The 17,309-nt window shown below is 69.7% G+C and carries 15 protein-coding genes; 2 read left to right on the forward strand and 13 right to left on the reverse strand.

Annotated elements, in window-relative coordinates:
* Positions 1 to 130: 130 nt before the first annotated feature.
* Entirely contained in the window at positions 131 to 391 is a 261-nt protein-coding gene (locus tag IE195_RS14250; protein WP_191271487.1) for a hypothetical protein, read from the forward strand.
* A 290-nt stretch (positions 392 to 681) separates the two neighbouring features.
* Here IE195_RS14250 and IE195_RS14255 read toward each other — a convergent pair whose 3' ends face one another.
* The 10 genes from IE195_RS14255 to uvrC all read right to left on the reverse strand — a co-directional run bounded on the left by IE195_RS14255 (position 682) and on the right by uvrC (position 10,902).
* Positions 682 to 1,053, reverse strand: a complete 372-nt coding sequence (locus IE195_RS14255; RefSeq protein WP_083927594.1) for an RNA polymerase-binding protein RbpA — start codon at positions 1,051 to 1,053, stop codon at positions 682 to 684.
* Between the two features lie 78 nt (positions 1,054 to 1,131).
* Positions 1,132 to 1,368, reverse strand: a complete 237-nt coding sequence (gene secG / locus IE195_RS14260; protein WP_191271489.1) for a preprotein translocase subunit SecG — start codon at positions 1,366 to 1,368, stop codon at positions 1,132 to 1,134.
* Between the two features lie 287 nt (positions 1,369 to 1,655).
* Entirely contained in the window at positions 1,656 to 2,435 is a 780-nt protein-coding gene (tpiA, locus tag IE195_RS14265; RefSeq protein WP_191271491.1) for a triose-phosphate isomerase, read from the reverse strand.
* A gap of 129 nt (positions 2,436 to 2,564) precedes the next feature.
* A complete protein-coding gene (locus IE195_RS14270; protein ID WP_191271493.1) occupies positions 2,565 to 3,749 on the reverse strand; it encodes a phosphoglycerate kinase in 1,185 nt (394 codons plus the stop codon).
* Positions 3,750 to 3,891: 142 nt separating this feature from the next.
* A complete protein-coding gene (gap, locus tag IE195_RS14275) occupies positions 3,892 to 4,896 on the reverse strand; it encodes a type I glyceraldehyde-3-phosphate dehydrogenase (protein ID WP_191271495.1) in 1,005 nt (334 codons plus the stop codon).
* Between the two features lie 329 nt (positions 4,897 to 5,225).
* A complete protein-coding gene (gene whiA, locus IE195_RS14280) occupies positions 5,226 to 6,206 on the reverse strand; it encodes a DNA-binding protein WhiA (protein ID WP_191271631.1) in 981 nt (326 codons plus the stop codon).
* A 201-nt stretch (positions 6,207 to 6,407) separates the two neighbouring features.
* Complete coding sequence (locus IE195_RS14285; protein WP_191271497.1) at positions 6,408 to 6,818, reverse strand: DUF488 domain-containing protein; 411 nt, start codon at positions 6,816 to 6,818, stop codon at positions 6,408 to 6,410.
* Between the two features lie 67 nt (positions 6,819 to 6,885).
* Positions 6,886 to 7,872, reverse strand: coding sequence for a gluconeogenesis factor YvcK family protein (locus IE195_RS14290; protein WP_191271500.1), 987 nt, complete (start codon positions 7,870 to 7,872; stop codon positions 6,886 to 6,888).
* A 103-nt stretch (positions 7,873 to 7,975) separates the two neighbouring features.
* Positions 7,976 to 8,860, reverse strand: a complete 885-nt coding sequence (gene rapZ, locus IE195_RS14295; protein ID WP_191271502.1) for an RNase adapter RapZ — start codon at positions 8,858 to 8,860, stop codon at positions 7,976 to 7,978.
* Positions 8,857 to 10,902 carry an excinuclease ABC subunit UvrC gene (uvrC, locus tag IE195_RS14300; RefSeq protein WP_191271504.1) on the reverse strand — a complete coding sequence of 682 codons (2,046 nt, stop codon included), beginning with the start codon at positions 10,900 to 10,902 and terminating at the stop codon, positions 8,857 to 8,859. The genes rapZ and uvrC overlap by 4 nt, the downstream gene beginning before the upstream one ends.
* 179 nt (positions 10,903 to 11,081) lie before the next feature.
* On the opposite strand from uvrC, the gene IE195_RS14305 reads away from it, so the two are divergent.
* The gene (locus IE195_RS14305) at positions 11,082 to 12,251 is read left to right on the forward strand and encodes a mechanosensitive ion channel family protein (protein WP_191271506.1); all 1,170 of its coding nucleotides are present in this window, start codon (positions 11,082 to 11,084) and stop codon (positions 12,249 to 12,251) included.
* 77 nt (positions 12,252 to 12,328) lie between these two features.
* Here IE195_RS14305 and IE195_RS14310 read toward each other — a convergent pair whose 3' ends face one another.
* From IE195_RS14310 to IE195_RS14320, 3 genes are all read right to left on the reverse strand, one after another.
* Positions 12,329 to 12,715 (reverse strand): Rieske (2Fe-2S) protein, encoded by a 387-nt coding sequence (locus tag IE195_RS14310; protein WP_191271508.1) that lies wholly within the window; start codon positions 12,713 to 12,715, stop codon positions 12,329 to 12,331.
* Between the two features lie 181 nt (positions 12,716 to 12,896).
* Positions 12,897 to 15,731 carry an excinuclease ABC subunit UvrA gene (gene uvrA, locus IE195_RS14315; protein ID WP_191271510.1) on the reverse strand — a complete coding sequence of 945 codons (2,835 nt, stop codon included), beginning with the start codon at positions 15,729 to 15,731 and terminating at the stop codon, positions 12,897 to 12,899.
* 342 nt (positions 15,732 to 16,073) lie between these two features.
* Positions 16,074 to 17,102, reverse strand: a complete 1,029-nt coding sequence (locus tag IE195_RS14320; protein ID WP_191271512.1) for a TerC family protein — start codon at positions 17,100 to 17,102, stop codon at positions 16,074 to 16,076.
* Positions 17,103 to 17,309 lie beyond the last annotated feature (207 nt).

The following is a 17,309-nucleotide window of genomic DNA, read 5'->3' on the forward strand; positions in this document are numbered from 1 at the left end:
CCATTCTTCCAAGTTCTGCGGGTGCTCGGTGCGGTGGCTCACCCCGGTTCGTCGTCGATGTTCGGCCGTGTGCGGTCAATCCCGGTAAACGCCTGATGTCCGTGGGCGCACAGCGCTACAGTCCTGTCCCATGAGGCGCAGCACACGTGAGTACGAGACGGCGCTCCTGGTGGACGGTGAGGTCCTGGTCGTCGGGGGGATCGTCTACCGGGGGCGGACGATGCTCGACGAGGAGGGGGCGGAGCGGTTCGCGCCGTTGGAGCGCTGGGCCAAGGGGGTGGCGGAGAGTCTGGGGCACCCGGTGACGTGGCGGGCCAGGGCCAAGAACGAACCGGAGGCGCGGGGGACCGCTCGGCCGGGCGAGGTACTTCAGAACCGCCTGGCGCTCTGAGCTCCGCATTTGGCGCACTGGAACTTGCGGTCGTCGCCGAGGATCCAGTCGTGGTCCCCGCCGGTAGGGCACGCTGACATCGACACCAACTCCTCAGGAAGGGGGCTTCGGGGGTGTGTCGGTCATCGTAATTCCCACCAGCAACACCAGTCGCGAGAATGAGAAGATGCACCTCTCCCTCACATCCGGCGGAGTCACATGTCCGGCGGTCCCGCCCCGCACACACGTCGGGGCCCGACGCCAGCAACCGGGGTGACTGACGGCGGGCCCCGACGGGGAGACCGGGAAGCCTAGTTCTGGGAGGCCTTCATGTGGGCCTCGACCGCGGCGCGGTCGGCGCGGAGCTTGGCGAGGGCCTCATCGAGGATGAGCTTGCCCTCCTCCTCGCTGCGGCGCTCCTTCACGTACGCCAGGTGCGTCTTGTAGGGCTCGGTGCGCGGCGGCGACGGAGGGTTGGCCTTGTCCTTGCCCGCGGGGAACCCGCAGCGCGGGCAGTCCCACTCGTCGGGCACCGCCGCCTCGCTGGCGAAGCTGGGGATGACCTCGTGCAAGTTCGCACAGTAGAACGGAACCCGGACGCGGGGAGCGGCCTCGCCCCGCTCCGCCTCGCCCATAGGGCCGGCTCCGACTCGGCTGCCACGGATGGCACTGCCACTACCCACGAAAAACTCCTTCGGCGAACTCGCCGACTGACTCGGACGAGATTGACTTGGACGGGGGGCCTACGGCCGATCGGCGCGCTACATTCCCCGGTTGATCAACAGGCCGAGAACGACGATCGCCACGATCCACGTGACCGCGATGCCGACGGTCATCCGGTCGAGGTTGCGTTCGACGACGGAGGATCCGCCGAGCGAGGACGTGACACCACCGCCGAACATGTCGGACAGGCCACCGCCCTTGCCCTTGTGCATCAGCACGAGGAGGACCAGCAGCACACTGAGAAGCATCACGAAGATGGACAGACCGAGGATCACACGCTCACCCGTAGCTCGACCCCGCAGCGGGGGGATGGACACCTCGGCCCCCTTTCCCCACCCCTGACAGCGTCGGCATGAGGGCACCGACCTGAGAGCGGGTCGCGGAAGGAGGAGACCGGGGACGTTTTCGGATTTTACCGTGCCGTCGCCGGCACGGGAGGGGAAACCACGAGGCACGGGAATCCCCATAGCGAAGTCTAGCCCGAACAGGGCACCTGTCGGGCACCCCGCCCGTCACACCTGGACATCAGAGAGTGACGGGCGGGGTTTCACAAGACGTTTGGTCAGCCGTTCTCGCCGAAGCGAATCACCTTGGCGAACTCGTCGGCCTTCAGGCAGGCACCGCCGACCAGGGCGCCGTCGACGTCCTCCTTGGCCATGATGCCGGGGGCGTTGTCACCCTTGACCGAGCCGCCGTAGAGCACGCGGACCGCGCCGGAGACCTCGGAGGAGTACAGCTCGGCCAGGCGCCCGCGGATCGCGGCGCAGACCTCCTGCGCGTCCTCCGGGGTGGCGACCTCGCCGGTGCCGATCGCCCACACCGGCTCGTAGGCGATGACGATCCGCTCCGCCTGCTCGGCCGGGACCTCCTTGAGGGCGCCGTCCAGCTGGGCCAGGACGTGCTCGACCTGGTTCCCGGCCTTGCGCACCTCCAGGCCCTCGCCCACGCACAGGAGCGGGACGATGTCGTTCTTGTAGGCGGCCTTGACCTTGGCGTTGACCAGGGCGTCGTCCTCCGCGTGGTACTCGCGGCGCTCGGAGTGGCCGACCAGGACGTAGGAGCACTCCAGCTTGGCGAGCATCGCACCGGAGACCTCACCGGTGTAGGCGCCCTTGTCGTGCGCGGAGATGTCCTGCGCACCGAACCTGATCCGCAGCTTGTCCCCGTCCACCAGCGTCTGCACGCTGCGGATGTCGGTGAACGGCGGCAGGACGACGACCTCCGCGGCCTCGTAGTCCTTGTCGTTCAGGGCGAAGGCCAGCTTCTGGACGAGAGCGATGGCCTCCAGGTGGTTGTTGTTCATCTTCCAGTTGCCCGCGATGAGCGGCTGGCGCTTGGTCATCCTTGACTCACTTCGTTTCGTCGGAGAGGGCGTGCTGAACGTGGTGCCCGGCCCCGGGAGGTGTTCCTCCCCCGGGCGCCGGGGACACGGGCCCCGGGGGTGTTCGGGGGCCCTGGAGGAACACTGCTCCTAGGCGAGGGCGTCGATGCCGGGGAGGTCCTTGCCCTCCAGGTACTCCAGGCTGGCGCCGCCGCCGGTGGAGATGTGGCCGAAGGAGGCCTCGTCGAAGCCCAGGGCGCGCACGGCCGCGGCGGAGTCGCCGCCGCCGACCACGGTGAAGGCGTCGGAGTCGATGAGCGCCTGGGCCAGGGCGCGCGTGCCGCCGGCGTAGGGCTCCATCTCGAACACGCCCATGGGGCCGTTCCAGAACACGGTCCTGGCGTCGGCCAGCTTCTCGGCGAAGAGCACCCGGCTCCTGGGGCCGATGTCCAGGCCCATGCGGTCGGCCGGGATGGCGTCGACTCCGACCTCGGCGTGCGGGGCGTCGGCGGCGAACTTCTCGGCGGCCACGACGTCCACGGGCAGGACGATCTCCACGCCCTCGCGCTCGGCGCGCTCCAGGTAGCCGCGGACGGTGTCGAGCTGGTCGGCCTCCAGGAGGCTGGAGCCGACCTCGTAGCCCTGGGCCTTGAGGAAGGTGAACACCATGCCGCCGCCGATGAGCAGGCGGTCGGCGGTGCCGAGGAGGTTGTCGATGACACCGAGCTTGTCGGAGACCTTCGAACCGCCGAGGACCACGGCGTAGGGGCGCTGGGGGTCGGCGGTGAGCTTGCGGAGGACCTCGACCTCGGTCAGGACCAGGCCGCCGACGGCGTGCGGGAGCCGGCCGGGCAGGTCGTAGACGCTGGCGTGCCTGCGGTGCACCGCACCGAAGGCGTCGCCCACGTACAGGTCGGCGAGCTGGGCGAAGCGGTCGGCGAGCTCGCCGCGCTCGGCGTCGTCCTTGCTGGTCTCGCCGGGCTCGAAGCGCACGTTCTCCAGCAGCGCGACCTCCCCGTCGGCCAGGGCCGCGGAGGTGGCGCGGGCGGACTCGCCTGCGGTGTCGGTGGCGAAGGCGACCTCGGTGCCGAGCAGCTCGCCCAGACGGGCGGCGACGGGGCGCAGGGAGTACCGGGGGTCGGGCGCGCCCTTGGGGCGGCCCAGGTGCGCGGCGACGATGACGCGGGCGCCGCGCTCACGGAGCTCGGTGATGGTGGGCAGGGCTGCGCGGATGCGACCGTCGTCGGTGATGCGGTCGCCGTCCACGGGCACGTTCAGGTCGGCCCGGACGAACACGCGCTTTCCGGAGACGTCGAGGTCCTCGATCGTCCGCATGCTGGTCTCCTCGTTGGGGTGTTGGGGTCTGGGGGTCCCGGGCGGCGGTCCGGGAGGGGTGCGCACGCGACGGCACCCCCACCGCGCGCAGGCGGAGGGGGTGCCGGGTCACGCGTTCGCGACCATGGGGTCGGTGGACCGGCTACAGGTTGGAGCCGACCAGCTTGGCCAGGTCGACCAGGCGGTTGGAGTAGCCCCACTCGTTGTCGTACCAGCCCAGGATCTTGACCTGGTTGCCGGAGACCATGGTCATCCCGGCGTCCAGGGTGCAGGAGGGCGCGGTGCCGACGATGTCGGAGGAGACGATCGGGTCCTCGGTGTAGACCAGGACGTCCTTGAGCGGGCCCTCGGCCGCGGCCTTGAACGCCGCGTTGACCTCGTCCCTGGTGACCTCGCGGTCGAGGGTGACGACCAGGTCGGTGGCGGAGCCGTCCGGGACCGGGACGCGCATGGCCATGCCGTCCAGCTTGCCCGCGAGCTCGGGGATGACCAGGGCCGTGGCCTTGGCCGCACCCGTGCTGGTCGGGATGATGTTCTGCGCGGCCGCGCGGGCGCGACGCAGGTCCTTGTGCGGGAGGTCCAGGATGACCTGGTCGTTGGTGTACGCGTGCACCGTGGTCATGAAGCCCTGCTGGACACCGAAGTTGTCCAGCAGCACCTTCGCCATCGGCGCCACGCAGTTGGTGGTGCAGGAGGCGTTGGAGATGACGTCGTGGTTGGCGGCGTCGTACTTGTCGTCGTTGACGCCCATCACGACGGTGATGTCCTCGCCCTTGGCCGGGGCGGAGATGATGACCTTCTTGGCGCCGGCGGCGATGTGCTTCTTGGCGTCCTCGGCCTTGGTGAAGATACCGGTGGACTCGACCACGACGTCGACGTTCAGCTCGCCCCAGGGCAGCTGGGCGGGGTCGCGCTGGGCCAGGACCTTGATGGTCTGGTCGCCGACGCGGATGAAGTCGTCACCGACCTCGAGGTTGCCCTCGAGGGTGCCGAGCACGGTGTCGTACTTGAGCAGGTGCGCGAGCGTCTTGGTGTCGGTGAGGTCGTTGACCGCGACGATTTCGATGTCGCTGCCGCCAGCGGCGACCGCGCGCCAGAAATTGCGGCCGATCCGACCGAAGCCGTTGACGCCTACACGGATGGTCACGGAACCAATCTCCTCATTTGTCGCACATCATTTTCACCCGGGCGTCCGGCCGCTCCGGGGGTCCGGACTGGTACGGCCGGAGCCACCGGTGTTGAGCAGCGTGAACGCATAACAGGTGTTCACAGAGAGCCTAGCGGAGTGTCGGCGGGGAGCAGTTCCCACCCCGTGTCCGACAGCTCTTCGACCCCTCGCGGTTTCGCGACCATCCTGGCACCGCGAAGCGAAGAGGTCTATACCATTTTCGGAAGTTATCCCGGAGTTTTCGCAGTTAACAAAGCCGAACATCCGTGTTGCGTCCGCGTTCCGCTCCGCTCGGCCCCCGCCCGGGGTCAGGGAACGAGCATGTCCGGGGTGAGGTTCGCCTCTGTCCCCTCGATGCCCAGATCGCTGGCCCGCTTGTCGGCCATGGCCAACAGCCTGCGGATACGCCCGGCGATGGCGTCCTTGGTCAACGGCGGAACCGACAGCTGGCCCAGTTCCTCCAGGGACGCCTGCTTGTGTGCCAGACGCAGCTGGCCGGCGGCCACCAGGTGCTTGGGGGCCTCCTCGCCCAGGATCTCCAGGGCCCGCTCCACCCGCGCGCCCGCGGCGACCGCGGCGCGGGCGCTGCGGCGCAGGTTGGCGTCGTCGAAGTTGGCGAGCCGGTTCGCGGTGGCCCGCACCTCCCGGCGCATCCGGCGCTCCTCCCAGGTCAGAACGCTCTGGTGGGCGCCCAGCAGGGTCAGCAGCGCACCGATCGAGTCACCGTCGCGCACCACCACCCGGTCCACGCCGCGCACCTCGCGCGCCTTGGCGTGCACCTTCAGCCGACGGGCCGCGCCGACCAGCGCCAGCGCCGCCTCGGGACCCGGGCAGGTGACCTCCAACGACATCGAACGGCCCGGCTCGGTCAGGGAGCCGTGCGCGATGAAGGCACCGCGCCAGGCGGACTCGGAGTCGCAGGCGCCCCCCGCGACGACGTGCCGGGGAAGGCCGCGCACCGGACGCCCGTTGTTGTCCACCAGACCGGTCTGGCGGGCCAGGGACTCCCCGTCCTTGATCACCCGCACCACGTACCGGTTGCCCTTGCGCAGCCCGCTCGGGGAGAGCACCACCACTTCGGACTCGTGCCCGAAGACCTCCGAGATGTCCTTGCGCAGCCGACGGGCGGCGGCCCCCGTGTCGAGCTCCGCCTCGATCACGATCCGACCGCCCACCAGGTGGAGTCCTCCGGTGAACCGCAGGATGGTGGACACCTCCGCCTTGCGGCAGCATGGCTTGAGAATCGCCAGACGGCTCAACTCGTCCTTCACCACGCCGGTCATCGCCATCGCCGCGATCCTCCCCTTGAACTGGCAGAACTCCGACACCACACACCCGGTGCCGGGGGTGCCGCCACGGGGCCGGGCCACGGGCGGCTTTCTCGGTGCAGACTACGTGACGCGGGCTCTCACGCCGACCCCCGCACGGCGTGTTGCCGATCCCCCTTCCCTGCTCACAGGCGGCGTGTCGGTCTTCGTGGCGTTGTGCGGTCAATTGCTCCCGGGGCCGGAGGAGGACAGGAGGGACTCCAGATGCTCCCGGAGCACGACCGCGTGGTTGTGCTCGGTGTCCTTGGCCGCGTACAGCAGGGTCACCGGCCCCGAACGCGCCGCCGAGAGAATCGGGGCGAGCACCCCGGGGCGCTCCTCCAGCTCGGCGCGGTAGCGCTCGGCGAACTCCGCGAAGCGGCTCGGGTCGTGCCCGAACCAGGTGCGCAGTTCGGAACTGGGCGCGGCGTCCCTGATCCACCGGCCCTCCGCAACCGCGCTCTTGCGCACGCCGCGGGGCCAGAGGCGGTCCACGAGGAACCGGCTCCCGGGCGGGACCTCCTCCTGCCCGGGGTGCTCCTGCGCGCGCACCTCGTCGTAGACACGTTCCAGGTGGATACGGTGAGCGTCCATGGGGCCACCCTTCCCGGACGCGGGCCACGAGGAAACCACCGGGACGGAAACGACGGCCCCCGGCCCCTCAGCGGCCCTCGGTCCCCAGGATCCGCTCCAGGGCGGTGGCGAGCCGGTCGGAGTCGTGCCGGGGCGTGCCGTCGTCACGGCTCAGCTCGGCCAGCTCCAGACGGCCGCCCAGTTCACCCACCACCGACATGAGCGGAGTGACGTCCTCCACGGTCCCGGAGTCGGCCAGAACCACGTCCACCCCCAGCTTGGGCGCGTGCTCGCGCAGCACCTCCAGGTAGGTCTCGGGCCGGAAACCGTCGGTCTCCCCCCGCTGGGGCGACAGGTTCAGGGCGACCAGCCGTTTGGCCCGGGTGGTGACCAGGGCGTGCGCGAGTTCGGGTACCAGCAGGTGCGGCAGCACACTGGTGAACCAGGAACCGGGGCCGAACACCACCCAGTCGGCCTCACGCACCGCCTTGACCGCCTGCGGGCTGGCCGGAGGGTCCCCCGGGAGCAACGAGACCGAACGCACCCGGCCGCTGGTGCTCGCGCAGGCCACCTGGCCGCGCACCGTGGTGAGCTCCTCGGGCCGGGCCGGGTCGATCCCCGACACCTCCGCGGAGATCTCCAACGGAACCGACGACATCGGCAGGACCCTGCCGTGGGCGCCCAGGAGCTGACCCACCCAGTCCAGCCCGGCCACCGAGTCGCCCAGGAGCTCCCAGAGCGCGACGATCAGCAGGTTGCCCACCGCGTGGCCGTGCAGGTCGCCCTCGGAACGGAACCGGTGCTGGAGCACCTGGCTCCAGGTGTGCCCCCACTCGTCGTCCCCGCACAGCGCGGCCAGGGCCATCCTCAGGTCACCGGGCGGCAGCACGCCCAGTTCCTCCCGCAGCCGACCGCTGGAACCCCCGTCGTCGGCGACCGTCACGATCGCGGTGACGTCCGTGGTCACCCTGCGCAGCGCCGACAGCGAGGCGTGCAGGCCGTGCCCGCCCCCCAGCGCCACCACCCGGGGCGGACGCCCGAGGTCGTCCCCGTCCGACGCGGTGCTCTTCGACATGCCTCTGGCCTGCCCCCTCCGGACCGGCACCAATAATGACCGGGCCAATGTAAGGGAAGACGCCGCTCTTGGCGATTCGGTTCACCAGCGGTCCGCCTCCGGGTTACTCCCTTTCCACGTCCCGGTGGACGACGTTCACGTCCACGCCCTGTCCGCGCAGGCGCTCGGCGAACTGTTCGGCCATCGCCACGCTGCGGTGCCTTCCCCCGGTACAGCCGATCGCCAGGGTCATGTAGTGCTTGCCCTCGCGCTCGTAGCCGGCGGTGGTCAGCTTCAGGACCTCCGAGTACGCCTCCAGCATCTCCTTGGCGCCGTCCTGGGAGAGCACGTAGTCACGGACCGGCTCGTCGCGGCCGCTCATCGGCCTGAGCTCGGGCACCCAGTGCGGATTGGGGAGGAAACGGCAGTCCAGGACCAGGTCGGCGTCGACCGGCAGCCCGTGCTTGAAACCGAAGGAGACCACGTTGGCGCGGGGGCGCACCTCGTCGCTCTCCCCGAAGAACCCGATCACCCGCGCCTTGAGCTGGTGCACGTTGAGCTGGGAGGTGTCGATGACCAGGTCGGCCTCACCGCGGACCGCGAACAGGGTCTCGCGCTCACGGGAGATACCGTCGGTCACCCTGCCGTCCCCCTGGAGGGGGTGCGGACGGCGGACGCTCTCGAACCTGCGGACCAGCGCCTCGTCGGAGGCCTCCAGGTAGAGGACCCGCGCGGTGATGTCGCGCTTGCGCAGCTCCTCGACCGTGGAGAGCAGGTCCTCGGTGAAGGCGAGCGAACGCACGTCCACCACCACCGCGACCCGGGGAACCGCACCGTGGGTGCGGCCCGCCAGCTCGATCATCGTCGGCAGCAGGCCCGGGGGCAGGTTGTCCACCACGAACCAGTCCAGGTCCTCCAGGGCCCTGGCCGCCGTACTGCGACCCGCACCGGACATACCGGTGACGATGACCACCTCGGGCGGTAGCTCCCCGCCCAGTTCGACCGTCATGTGTCTCCTCCCCCGTCTGTGCTCTGCCTTGCCGTCGCCCCGGCGTCGTCCCCGCCCTGCCGACCGGGGCCGCCGGACAGGTGTGCGTGTACCGCCTCAGCCATCTTGGGGCCGATCCCGGGCACCGCAGCGATCTCCTCGGCGCTCGCCGAGGCCAGTCGTCTCACCGAACCGAACTCCTTGATCAGCGCCGTCCTGCGCGTCGGACCGAGCCCCGGCAGCTCGTCCAGGCTGCTGCCGGTGAGCGCCTTGGCCCGCTTCTGCCGGTGGTACTGGATGGCGAAGCGGTGCGCCTCGTCGCGCACCCGCTGGAGCAGGTAGAGGCCCTCCCCGGCACGCGGGAGGATCACCGGGTCCTCGTCCTCGGGCAGCCACACCTCCTCCAGGCGCTTGGCCAGGCCGCACACCGCCACGTCCTCGATCCCGAGCTCCTCCAGCGCACGCCTGGCCGCCTCGGCCTGGGGCCGGGCACCGTCCACCACCACCAGGTTAGGCGGGTAGGCGAACTTGCCGGGTGCGGGCTCGGCCCCGGGTGCGGCCCCGGGGTCGGGTTCGGGTCCGGGGCCGGTCGGCCCGCCGCCCATCCGCGCCACCTCGCCGGAGCGCGAACTCTCCTCCAGGTAGCGGCGGAAACGCCGTTTGACCACCTCGTACATGGCGGCGACGTCGTGCTGCTCGGCTCCCCCGGCGCCGCTGCCGCGGACCGAGAAGCGCCGGTACTCGGACTTGCGGGCCAGGCCGTCCTCGAAGACCACCATCGAGGCGACGACGTGCTCGCCCTGGAGGTTGGAGATGTCGAAGCACTCGATGCGCAGCGGCGCCTCGGGCAGCTCCAGCGCCTCCTGGATCTCGTTGAGGGCGCGGCCGCGGGTGCTCAGGTCGCCGGCGCGGTGTGTCTTGTGCCGGGCCAGCGCCTCACGGGCGTTCCTGTCGACGGTCTCCATCAGGGACTTCTTGTCGCCCCGCTGGGGCACCCGCAGGTCCACCGCCGACCCGCGGTGCTCGGACAGCCAGGTGGCGACGGCCTCGCGGTCGGTCGGCTCGTGGGAGACCAGGACCTCGCGCGGCACGGAGGTACCGGTGCCCGCGGTCTCCTCCGCACCGTCCAGGGCGCCGTAGATCTGGCGCAGGAAGGTCTGCATGAGCTCACCGGAGTCGGCGTCGGTGACCTTGTCCACCACGTAGCCGCGTTGGCCGCGGATCCGGCCGCCGCGCACGTGGAAGATCTGGACCGCCGCCTCCAGGGGGTCCTCGGACATGGCGATGACGTCGCAGTCGGTGGAGTCGGGCAGGACCACGGCCTGCTTCTCCAGGGCGGCGCGCAGCGCCTCGATGTCGTCACGGATCCGCGCGGCCCGCTCGTACTCCATCTCCCCGGCCGCCTCGCTCATCCGGTTCTCCAGCTCCCGGATGAAGCGCCCGGTGTCCCCGGCCAGGAAGGAGCAGAAGTCCTCCGCCAGGGCGCGGTGCTCCTGCGGCGTGGCCTTGCCCACGCACGGCGCCACGCACTTGCCGATGTAGCCGAGCAGGCAGGGGCGGCCGCTGTTGCGCGCGCCCCGGAAGACCCCGGCCGAGCAGGTGCGCACCGGGAAGACCCGCAACAGCAGGTCGACGGTCTCGCGGATGGCCCAGGCGTGCGAGTAGGGGCCGAAGTAGCGCACGCCCTTGCGCTTGGCGCCGCGCATCACCTGTACCCGCGGGAACTCCTCTTGGAGGGTCACCGCGAGGTAGGGGTAGCTCTTGTCGTCGCGGTACTTGACGTTGAACCGCGGGTTGTACTGCTTGATCCACGAGTACTCCAGCTGGAGCGCCTCGACCTCGGTGCCGACGATCGTCCAGTCCACGTCGGCGGCGGTGGAGACCATCTGCTGGGTACGGGGGTGCAGTCCGGCGAAGTCCCGGAAGTAGGAGGACAGCCTCGCTCGCAGGTTCTTGGCCTTGCCCACGTAGATGACCCGGTCGGAGGCGTCCCGGAACCGGTAGACGCCCGGTTCGGTCGGGATCGATCCGGGCGCGGGGCGCAGGTGAGGAGTCGCAGCCATGACCCCATTCTGGTGGTTCCGAGGGACGGACGGCCACCTGTACGGCTCACGTCCGCCGGTGGGGCAGCTCACCCACGAATATTCGTTCAACCAAACGTCACGATTGGATATCTGCGTAGTCTAGGTTGGGCGGGTACCGCCGCAACTTCCCGGAATAAACGATAAGGGGGCTCCACGCCGTGAGCATCACGCCCTGGATCGTGATCGGCGTCGCCGTCACGGTCTCCATGACCCTGGTCTTCGTGGTGCACTGGCTGCTCACCCACCAGCTGGGCAAGGTGTGGCCGAACGCGCGCTACGTGGTCTCGCGCTCGGCCGTGACCGCCTACACCGCAGCCGCCGTCGTGGGTGCCAACCTGGCCCTGCCCGACCGCGACGATGTGAGCTGGAACACCTACCAGGTCATCCAGCACGCGATGCAGATCCTGATGATCGGCACGCTGACGGCCCTGGGCATCAGCCTGGCCTACGCGGCCACCGACATGGTGCTGCAGCGCCTGTCGGCCAAGAACGGCGACGCCGACCGCCGCGCCCGCCGGCTGCAGACCCAGGTCCGCCTGCTGCGCCGGGTGATCACCTCCATCATCGTGGTCCTGGCGATCGCCGCCATCCTCTTCACCTTCGACGCCGTACGCGCGCTGGGTGCCGGGCTCCTGGCCTCCGCCGGTGTGATCGGTATCGTCGCCGGTGTGGCCGCCCAGTCGACCCTGAGCAACCTGTTCGCCGGGCTCCAGCTGGCCTTCAGCGACGCCCTGCGCATCGGCGACGTGGTCGTGGTCGAGGGCGAGTGGGGCCGGGTCGAGGAACTGAGCCTGGTCAACGTCACCATCAAGATCTGGGACGAGCGCCGCCTGGTCGTGCCGGTCGCCAACTTCACCACGACCAGCTTCGAGAACTGGACGAAGTCGGGCACCAACATCACCGCCAAGGTGGTGCTCCCCCTGGACTGGGAGGTGCCCATCAGCGAGCTCCGCGAGGAGGCCGGGCTCCTGATCACCGGCAGCAAGCACTGGGACGGCCGCAGCTGGTCCTGCCAGGTCGTGGACATCAGCGGAACCGGTGAGATCCAGGTCCGCGTGGTCGCCACCGCCGCTGACACCGGCGACCAGTGGAACATCGCCTGCGAGATCCGCGAACACCTCATCACCTGGCTGGCCACCAACTACCCGGAGTCGCTGCCGCGCAGCCGCACCGAGTTCGTCACCAGTGCCGGGAACGACGACCCCGACTACGCCGCGCAGTTCCCCACCTCGGCGTTCCGCCGGGCCGCCGCCCCGGCCGCCGCCCCGGGCACGGCCCACGACAGCACCAACGGGTCCGCCCAGGCGGGCAACCCGGAGGAGGTCTGAGCCCGACCGGGCCGCAGACGACGGGAGCCCCGCCGAGAAGTTCTCGGCGGGGCTCCCGTCGTCTCACGGGCATGTGCTCAGTCGAGGATGATGTCGGTTCCGTCGACCGTGACGGTGAAGGACTCCAGGGGGTCCCGGGCCGGACCGGCCAGCGGTTCCCCGGAGACGATGTCGAACTCACTGCCGTGGCACAGGCAGCGGATCACCTCGTCCTCGACCTCCTGGACCGTGCAGCCGCCGTGCGTGCAGGCGGCGCTGAAGGCCTTGTACTCGCCCTCCTCGGGCTGGGTGACCACCAGCTTGCTGTGGCTGAACACCGCCCCGCCGCCCTCCGGCACGTCCGTCGTCTGGCCGACCACGTGGCCGCGCCGGACCTCCTGCGGGCTGGGCTGCTCACCGCAGGCGCTCACGGCGGTCACGGCCGCCGCGGCCCCCGCCGAACCGAGCAGACGCCGCCTGCTCACCCCGCACCCGCACGCCCTCTTTCCGGCCACGACCGAACGCTCCTCACCTGCGCCTGAATTCCACTACGAACTGTAGTAGGCCACTCGGGGTGCCCCGTCCCGACCCCCACCGGAGCGGGTACGGCGGAGCCCGCGCCGTGCGGACGGGGCGCGGGCTCCGCGGGCGCCGTGCGGCGGGCCTCTAGAGCAGCTTGGCCAGGAACTGCCCGGTGTAGGACTCGGCGACCGCGGCGACCTCCTCGGGGGTGCCCTCGGCCACGAGCGTGCCGCCGCCGGAGCCGCCCTCGGGGCCCATGTCGATGACGTGGTCGGCGGTCTTGATCACGTCGAGGTTGTGCTCGATGACGATCACCGTGTTCCCGGTGTCGGTCAGCCGGTTGAGGACGCCCAGCAGCTTGCGGATGTCCTCGAAGTGCAGACCGGTGGTGGGCTCGTCCAGCACGTACACGGTCCGGCCGGTGGAGCGGCGCTGGAGCTCGGCGGCGAGCTTGACCCGCTGGGCCTCACCGCCCGACAGCGTGGTGGCGGGCTGGCCCAGCCGCACGTACCCCAGCCCCACGTCGGCCAGGGTCTGCAGGTGGCGGCGGATCGCGTTGACCGGCTCGAAGAACTCCAGGGCCTCCGAGATGGGCATCTCGAGCACCTCGGAGATGTTCTTGCCCTTGTACTTCACCTGGAGGGTCTCCCGGTTGTACCGGGCCCCGTGGCAGACCTCGCAGGGCACGTACACGTCGGGCAGGAACTGCATCTCGATCCGGAGCGTGCCGTCACCGGAGCAGGCCTCGCAGCGGCCGCCCTTGACGTTGAAGGAGAACCGGCCCGGCTGGTAGCCGCGCGTCTTGGCGTCGGTGGTCTGCGCGAACAGCTTGCGCACGTGGTCGAAGACACCGGAGTAGGTCGCCGGGTTGGAGCGCGGAGTACGACCGATCGGGCTCTGGTCGACGTGCACCACCTTGTCGACCTTGTTCATGCCGTTGACCCTCAGGTGGCGGCCGGGCACGCTGCGCGCACCGTTGAGCTCCTTGGCCAGGGCCTTGTACAGGATTTCGTTGACCAGCGTGGACTTCCCCGAACCGGACACACCGGTGACCGCGGTGAACACACCCAGCGGGAAGGACACGTCGATGCCGTGGAGGTTGTTCTCCCGAGCGCCCCGGACCACGAGCTCGTGCCCCCGGGTCAGCGGCCGCCGTGCCGTGGGCAGTTCGATGACCCGCCGCCCGGCGAGGTAGTCACCGGTCAGTGAGTCGGTCGAGGTGAGCAGCTCGTCGACGATGCCCGAGACCACGACGTGCCCGCCGTGCTCCCCGGCGCCGGGGCCGATGTCCACGACCCAGTCGGCGGCGCGGATGGTGTCCTCGTCGTGCTCGACCACGATGAGCATGTTGCCGATGTCACGCAGCCGCTGGAGGGTCTCCAGGAGCCGGGCGTTGTCGCGCTGGTGCAGGCCGATGGAGGGCTCGTCCAGGACGTACAGGACACCCACCAGCCCGGAACCGATCTGGGTGGCCAACCGGATGCGCTGGGCCTCACCGCCGGAGAGCGAACCGGAGGACCGGGCCAGGCTGAGGTAGTCGAGCCCGACGTCCAGCAGGAAACCGAGTCGGGCGTTGATCTCCTTGAGCACCTGCGCGGCGATGACCATGTCGCGGTCGGAGAGCTTGAGGTCGGCCAGGAAGGCCGCGCTCTCGCTGAGCGCCATCGAGGCCACATCGGCGATGGACCTGCCGCCCACCGTCACCGCGAGCACCACCGGCTTGAGGCGGGTGCCGTCACAGGTCGGGCAGGGCACCGAGCGCATGTAGCCCTCGAGCCGTTCCCGGGTGTGGTCGCTCTCCACCTCGGAGTGGCGGCGCTTGACCCAGGGCACCACGCCCTCGAACTCGGTGTAGTAGGAGCGGCTGCGCCCGTACCGGTTGCGGTAGCTGACGTGGACCTGGGTGTCGTGCCCCTCCAGGATCGCCTTGCGCGCGCGGCGCGGCAGCCGCTCCCAGGGGGTGTCGGTGTCGAAGCCCACGGCCTCGCCCAGGGCCTTGAGGATGCGCTCCCAGTAGCCGCCGTTGGGCCCGCTCGACCAGGGGGCGATGGCCCCCTCGGCCAGGGTCCTCTCGGGGTCGGGGACCAGCAGTTCGGCGTCGACCTCCATCCGGGTGCCCAGGCCCGAGCAGTCGTCGCAGGCGCCGTAGGGGGCGTTGAAGGAGAAGGAGCGCGGTTCGAGCTGTTCGAAGGAGAGGTCGTCGTAGGGGCAGTACAGGTGCTCGGAGAAGACCTTCTCGCGCTCGGGGTCGTCGGCGGCCAGGTCCACGAAGTCCAGCACGATGGTGCCGCCGGCGAGCTTGAGAGCGGTCTCGACCGAGTCGGTGAGCCGCCCGTGGGAGCCGGGCTTGACGCTGAGCCGGTCGACGACCACGGCGATGTCGTGCTTGTCGTAGCGGCCGAGCTTGGGCGCCTCGTCCAAACGGACCGCCTGCCCGTCGACGACGGCGCGGGTGTAGCCCTTGGACTGCAGGTCCTTGAAGAGTTCGACGTACTCGCCCTTACGGCCGCGCACGACGGGCGCGAGCACCTGGAAGCGGGTGCCCCCGGTCATCTCCATGACCCGGTCGACGATCTGCTGCGGCGTCTGCCGGGCGATCTCGCGGTGGCACTCCGGACAGTGCGGAACACCCACGCGGGCCCAGAGCAGGCGCAGGTAGTCGTAGACCTCGGTGATGGTGCCGACCGTGGACCTGGGGTTGCGGCTGGTCGACTTCTGGTCGATGGACACCGCGGGCGAGAGCCCCTCGATGAAGTCGACCTCGGGTTTGTCCATCTGTCCGAGGAACTGGCGGGCGTACGCCGACAGGGACTCGACGTAGCGGCGCTGCCCCTCGGCGAAGATCGTGTCGAAGGCGAGCGACGACTTGCCCGAACCGGACAGGCCGGTGAACACGATCATGGAGTCGCGCGGCAGGTCCAGGGACACGTCCTTGAGGTTGTGCTCCCGTGCTCCACGGACCACGAGTTGTTCGACCATCGAGTGAGACATCCTTCGGCTCTGAAGCACAGGACGTGGACCACGTCGCGTGACGTCGGCTGACCCGTGTGCGGATTCGCGGTACGGCGGTCGCTGGCCCCCGGGGCCGCGGCGGCCCCGGAACCGGGCCGCTGAGGGGACGGGGGAGGACGACGTGCCTCCCCACCCGACAAGACTAACGACCGCCCGTGACGGTTTCTTCCACCACGCAGAAGTGGTGGTGCCCATGGCGCTCACGCACCAGGACACCACCACTATAGGCGAACAGACGTTCGAAGGGGGTTGGTTTCCACAATCCCCGCGGACCCGTCCTGCCCGTACCGCGAGCCGGTCGGGTCGGGTTCAGGAGCGGTCGGCCGTCGCGTCCCGCTCGTCCCGCTCGCCGCCGGATCCCGGGCGCCCCGGACCGGCGGAACGGGACTTGAGCAGGCTGCCGATGATGGTGACGGTCATGATGCCGAGGATGACGGTCAGCGAGGCGCCGATGCCGATGTCCACGACGTGCACCCCGTTCTCGTGCAGGGCGTGCAGGATCATCTTCACGCCGATGAACACCATGATCGCCGACAGGCCCCAGCTGATGTAGGCCAGGCGGTCCATCAGACCGGCCAGCAGGAAGTACAGCTGGCGCAGCCCCATCAGGGCGAAGGCGTTGGCGGTGAAGACGATGTAGGCGTCCTGGGTCAGACCGAAGATGGCCGGGATGGAGTCGACGGCGAAGACCAGGTCGATGACGCCGATCGCGACGATCACCAGCAGCATCGGGGTCACGTGGCGGCGGCCGTCGAGCTTCACGGTCAGATGGGCGCCGTGGTAGTCGTCGGTCACCGGCCAGAACCGCTTGACCATGCGCACGACCGGTGTCTGCGTGAAGTCCTTGTCCTCCTCGTCACCCTTCACGTGGTCCCGGACGATCTTGTACCCGGTGTAGATGAGGAAGACGCCGAAGAGGTAGAAGACCTCGCTCCAGGCGTTGATGACCTGGGCGCCCAGGACGATGAAGATGCCGCGCATGACGATCGCGATGACGACGCCGACGAGCAGGACCTCGTGCTGGTACTTCTTGGGGACCGCGAAGGCGGTCATCAGGAGGTAGAACACGAAGAGGTTGTCGATGCTCAGGCTCTTCTCGGTGACGAACCCGGCGAAGTACTCGGCGCCCGAGGTCAGACCGCCGAAGTGCATCACCCCGAAGCCGAACAACACGGCGATGCCGATGTAGAAGACCGCCCACCAGGCGGCCTGCTTGATCCCGAACTCCTTGGGACCCTTGGTCTTGCTCCACGGGTGGTCGACGATCACCAGATCCAGCGCCAGGATCAGAACCATGGCGGCGATCGTGGCAGCCCAGACCCACAGGGGAACGTTCACGGACGGACTCTCCTCCGGTTGGTGCGCGCGAGCGTTTTGCACGCACGACGGTAAACCGGAGGTCTCTCCCGCTCACACCGCAACGGTGTGAACCGACGGAACCGGGAGCACGCCGTTGTACTCCGTGATGACGGCACCGCCGCGACAGGGATACTCCCCTCACGTGGTGAAGCAGGCGCATGAAGCGCACCAGAACAGGTTACGCCA

This window comes from Nocardiopsis terrae, from assembly GCF_014651695.1.
In the GTDB taxonomy this organism is placed as follows: Bacteria; Actinomycetota; Actinomycetes; order Streptosporangiales; family Streptosporangiaceae; genus Nocardiopsis; species Nocardiopsis terrae.

Excerpts from the sequence above, each read along its gene's own strand:
- IE195_RS14250 (WP_191271487.1), top strand. The coding sequence starts at position 131 with ATGAGGCGCAGCACACGTGAGTACGAGACGGCGCTCCTGGTGGACGGT.
- tpiA (WP_191271491.1), bottom strand. The coding sequence starts at position 2,435 with ATGACCAAGCGCCAGCCGCTCATCGCGGGCAACTGGAAGATGAACAAC.
- IE195_RS14270 (WP_191271493.1), bottom strand. The coding sequence starts at position 3,749 with ATGCGGACGATCGAGGACCTCGACGTCTCCGGAAAGCGCGTGTTCGTC.
- whiA (WP_191271631.1), bottom strand. The coding sequence starts at position 6,206 with ATGGCGATGACCGGCGTGGTGAAGGACGAGTTGAGCCGTCTGGCGATT.
- IE195_RS14285 (WP_191271497.1), bottom strand. The coding sequence starts at position 6,818 with ATGGACGCTCACCGTATCCACCTGGAACGTGTCTACGACGAGGTGCGC.
- IE195_RS14290 (WP_191271500.1), bottom strand. The coding sequence starts at position 7,872 with ATGTCGAAGAGCACCGCGTCGGACGGGGACGACCTCGGGCGTCCGCCC.
- rapZ (WP_191271502.1), bottom strand. The coding sequence starts at position 8,860 with ATGACGGTCGAACTGGGCGGGGAGCTACCGCCCGAGGTGGTCATCGTC.
- uvrC (WP_191271504.1), bottom strand. The coding sequence starts at position 10,902 with ATGGCTGCGACTCCTCACCTGCGCCCCGCGCCCGGATCGATCCCGACC.
- uvrA (WP_191271510.1), bottom strand. The coding sequence starts at position 15,731 with ATGGTCGAACAACTCGTGGTCCGTGGAGCACGGGAGCACAACCTCAAG.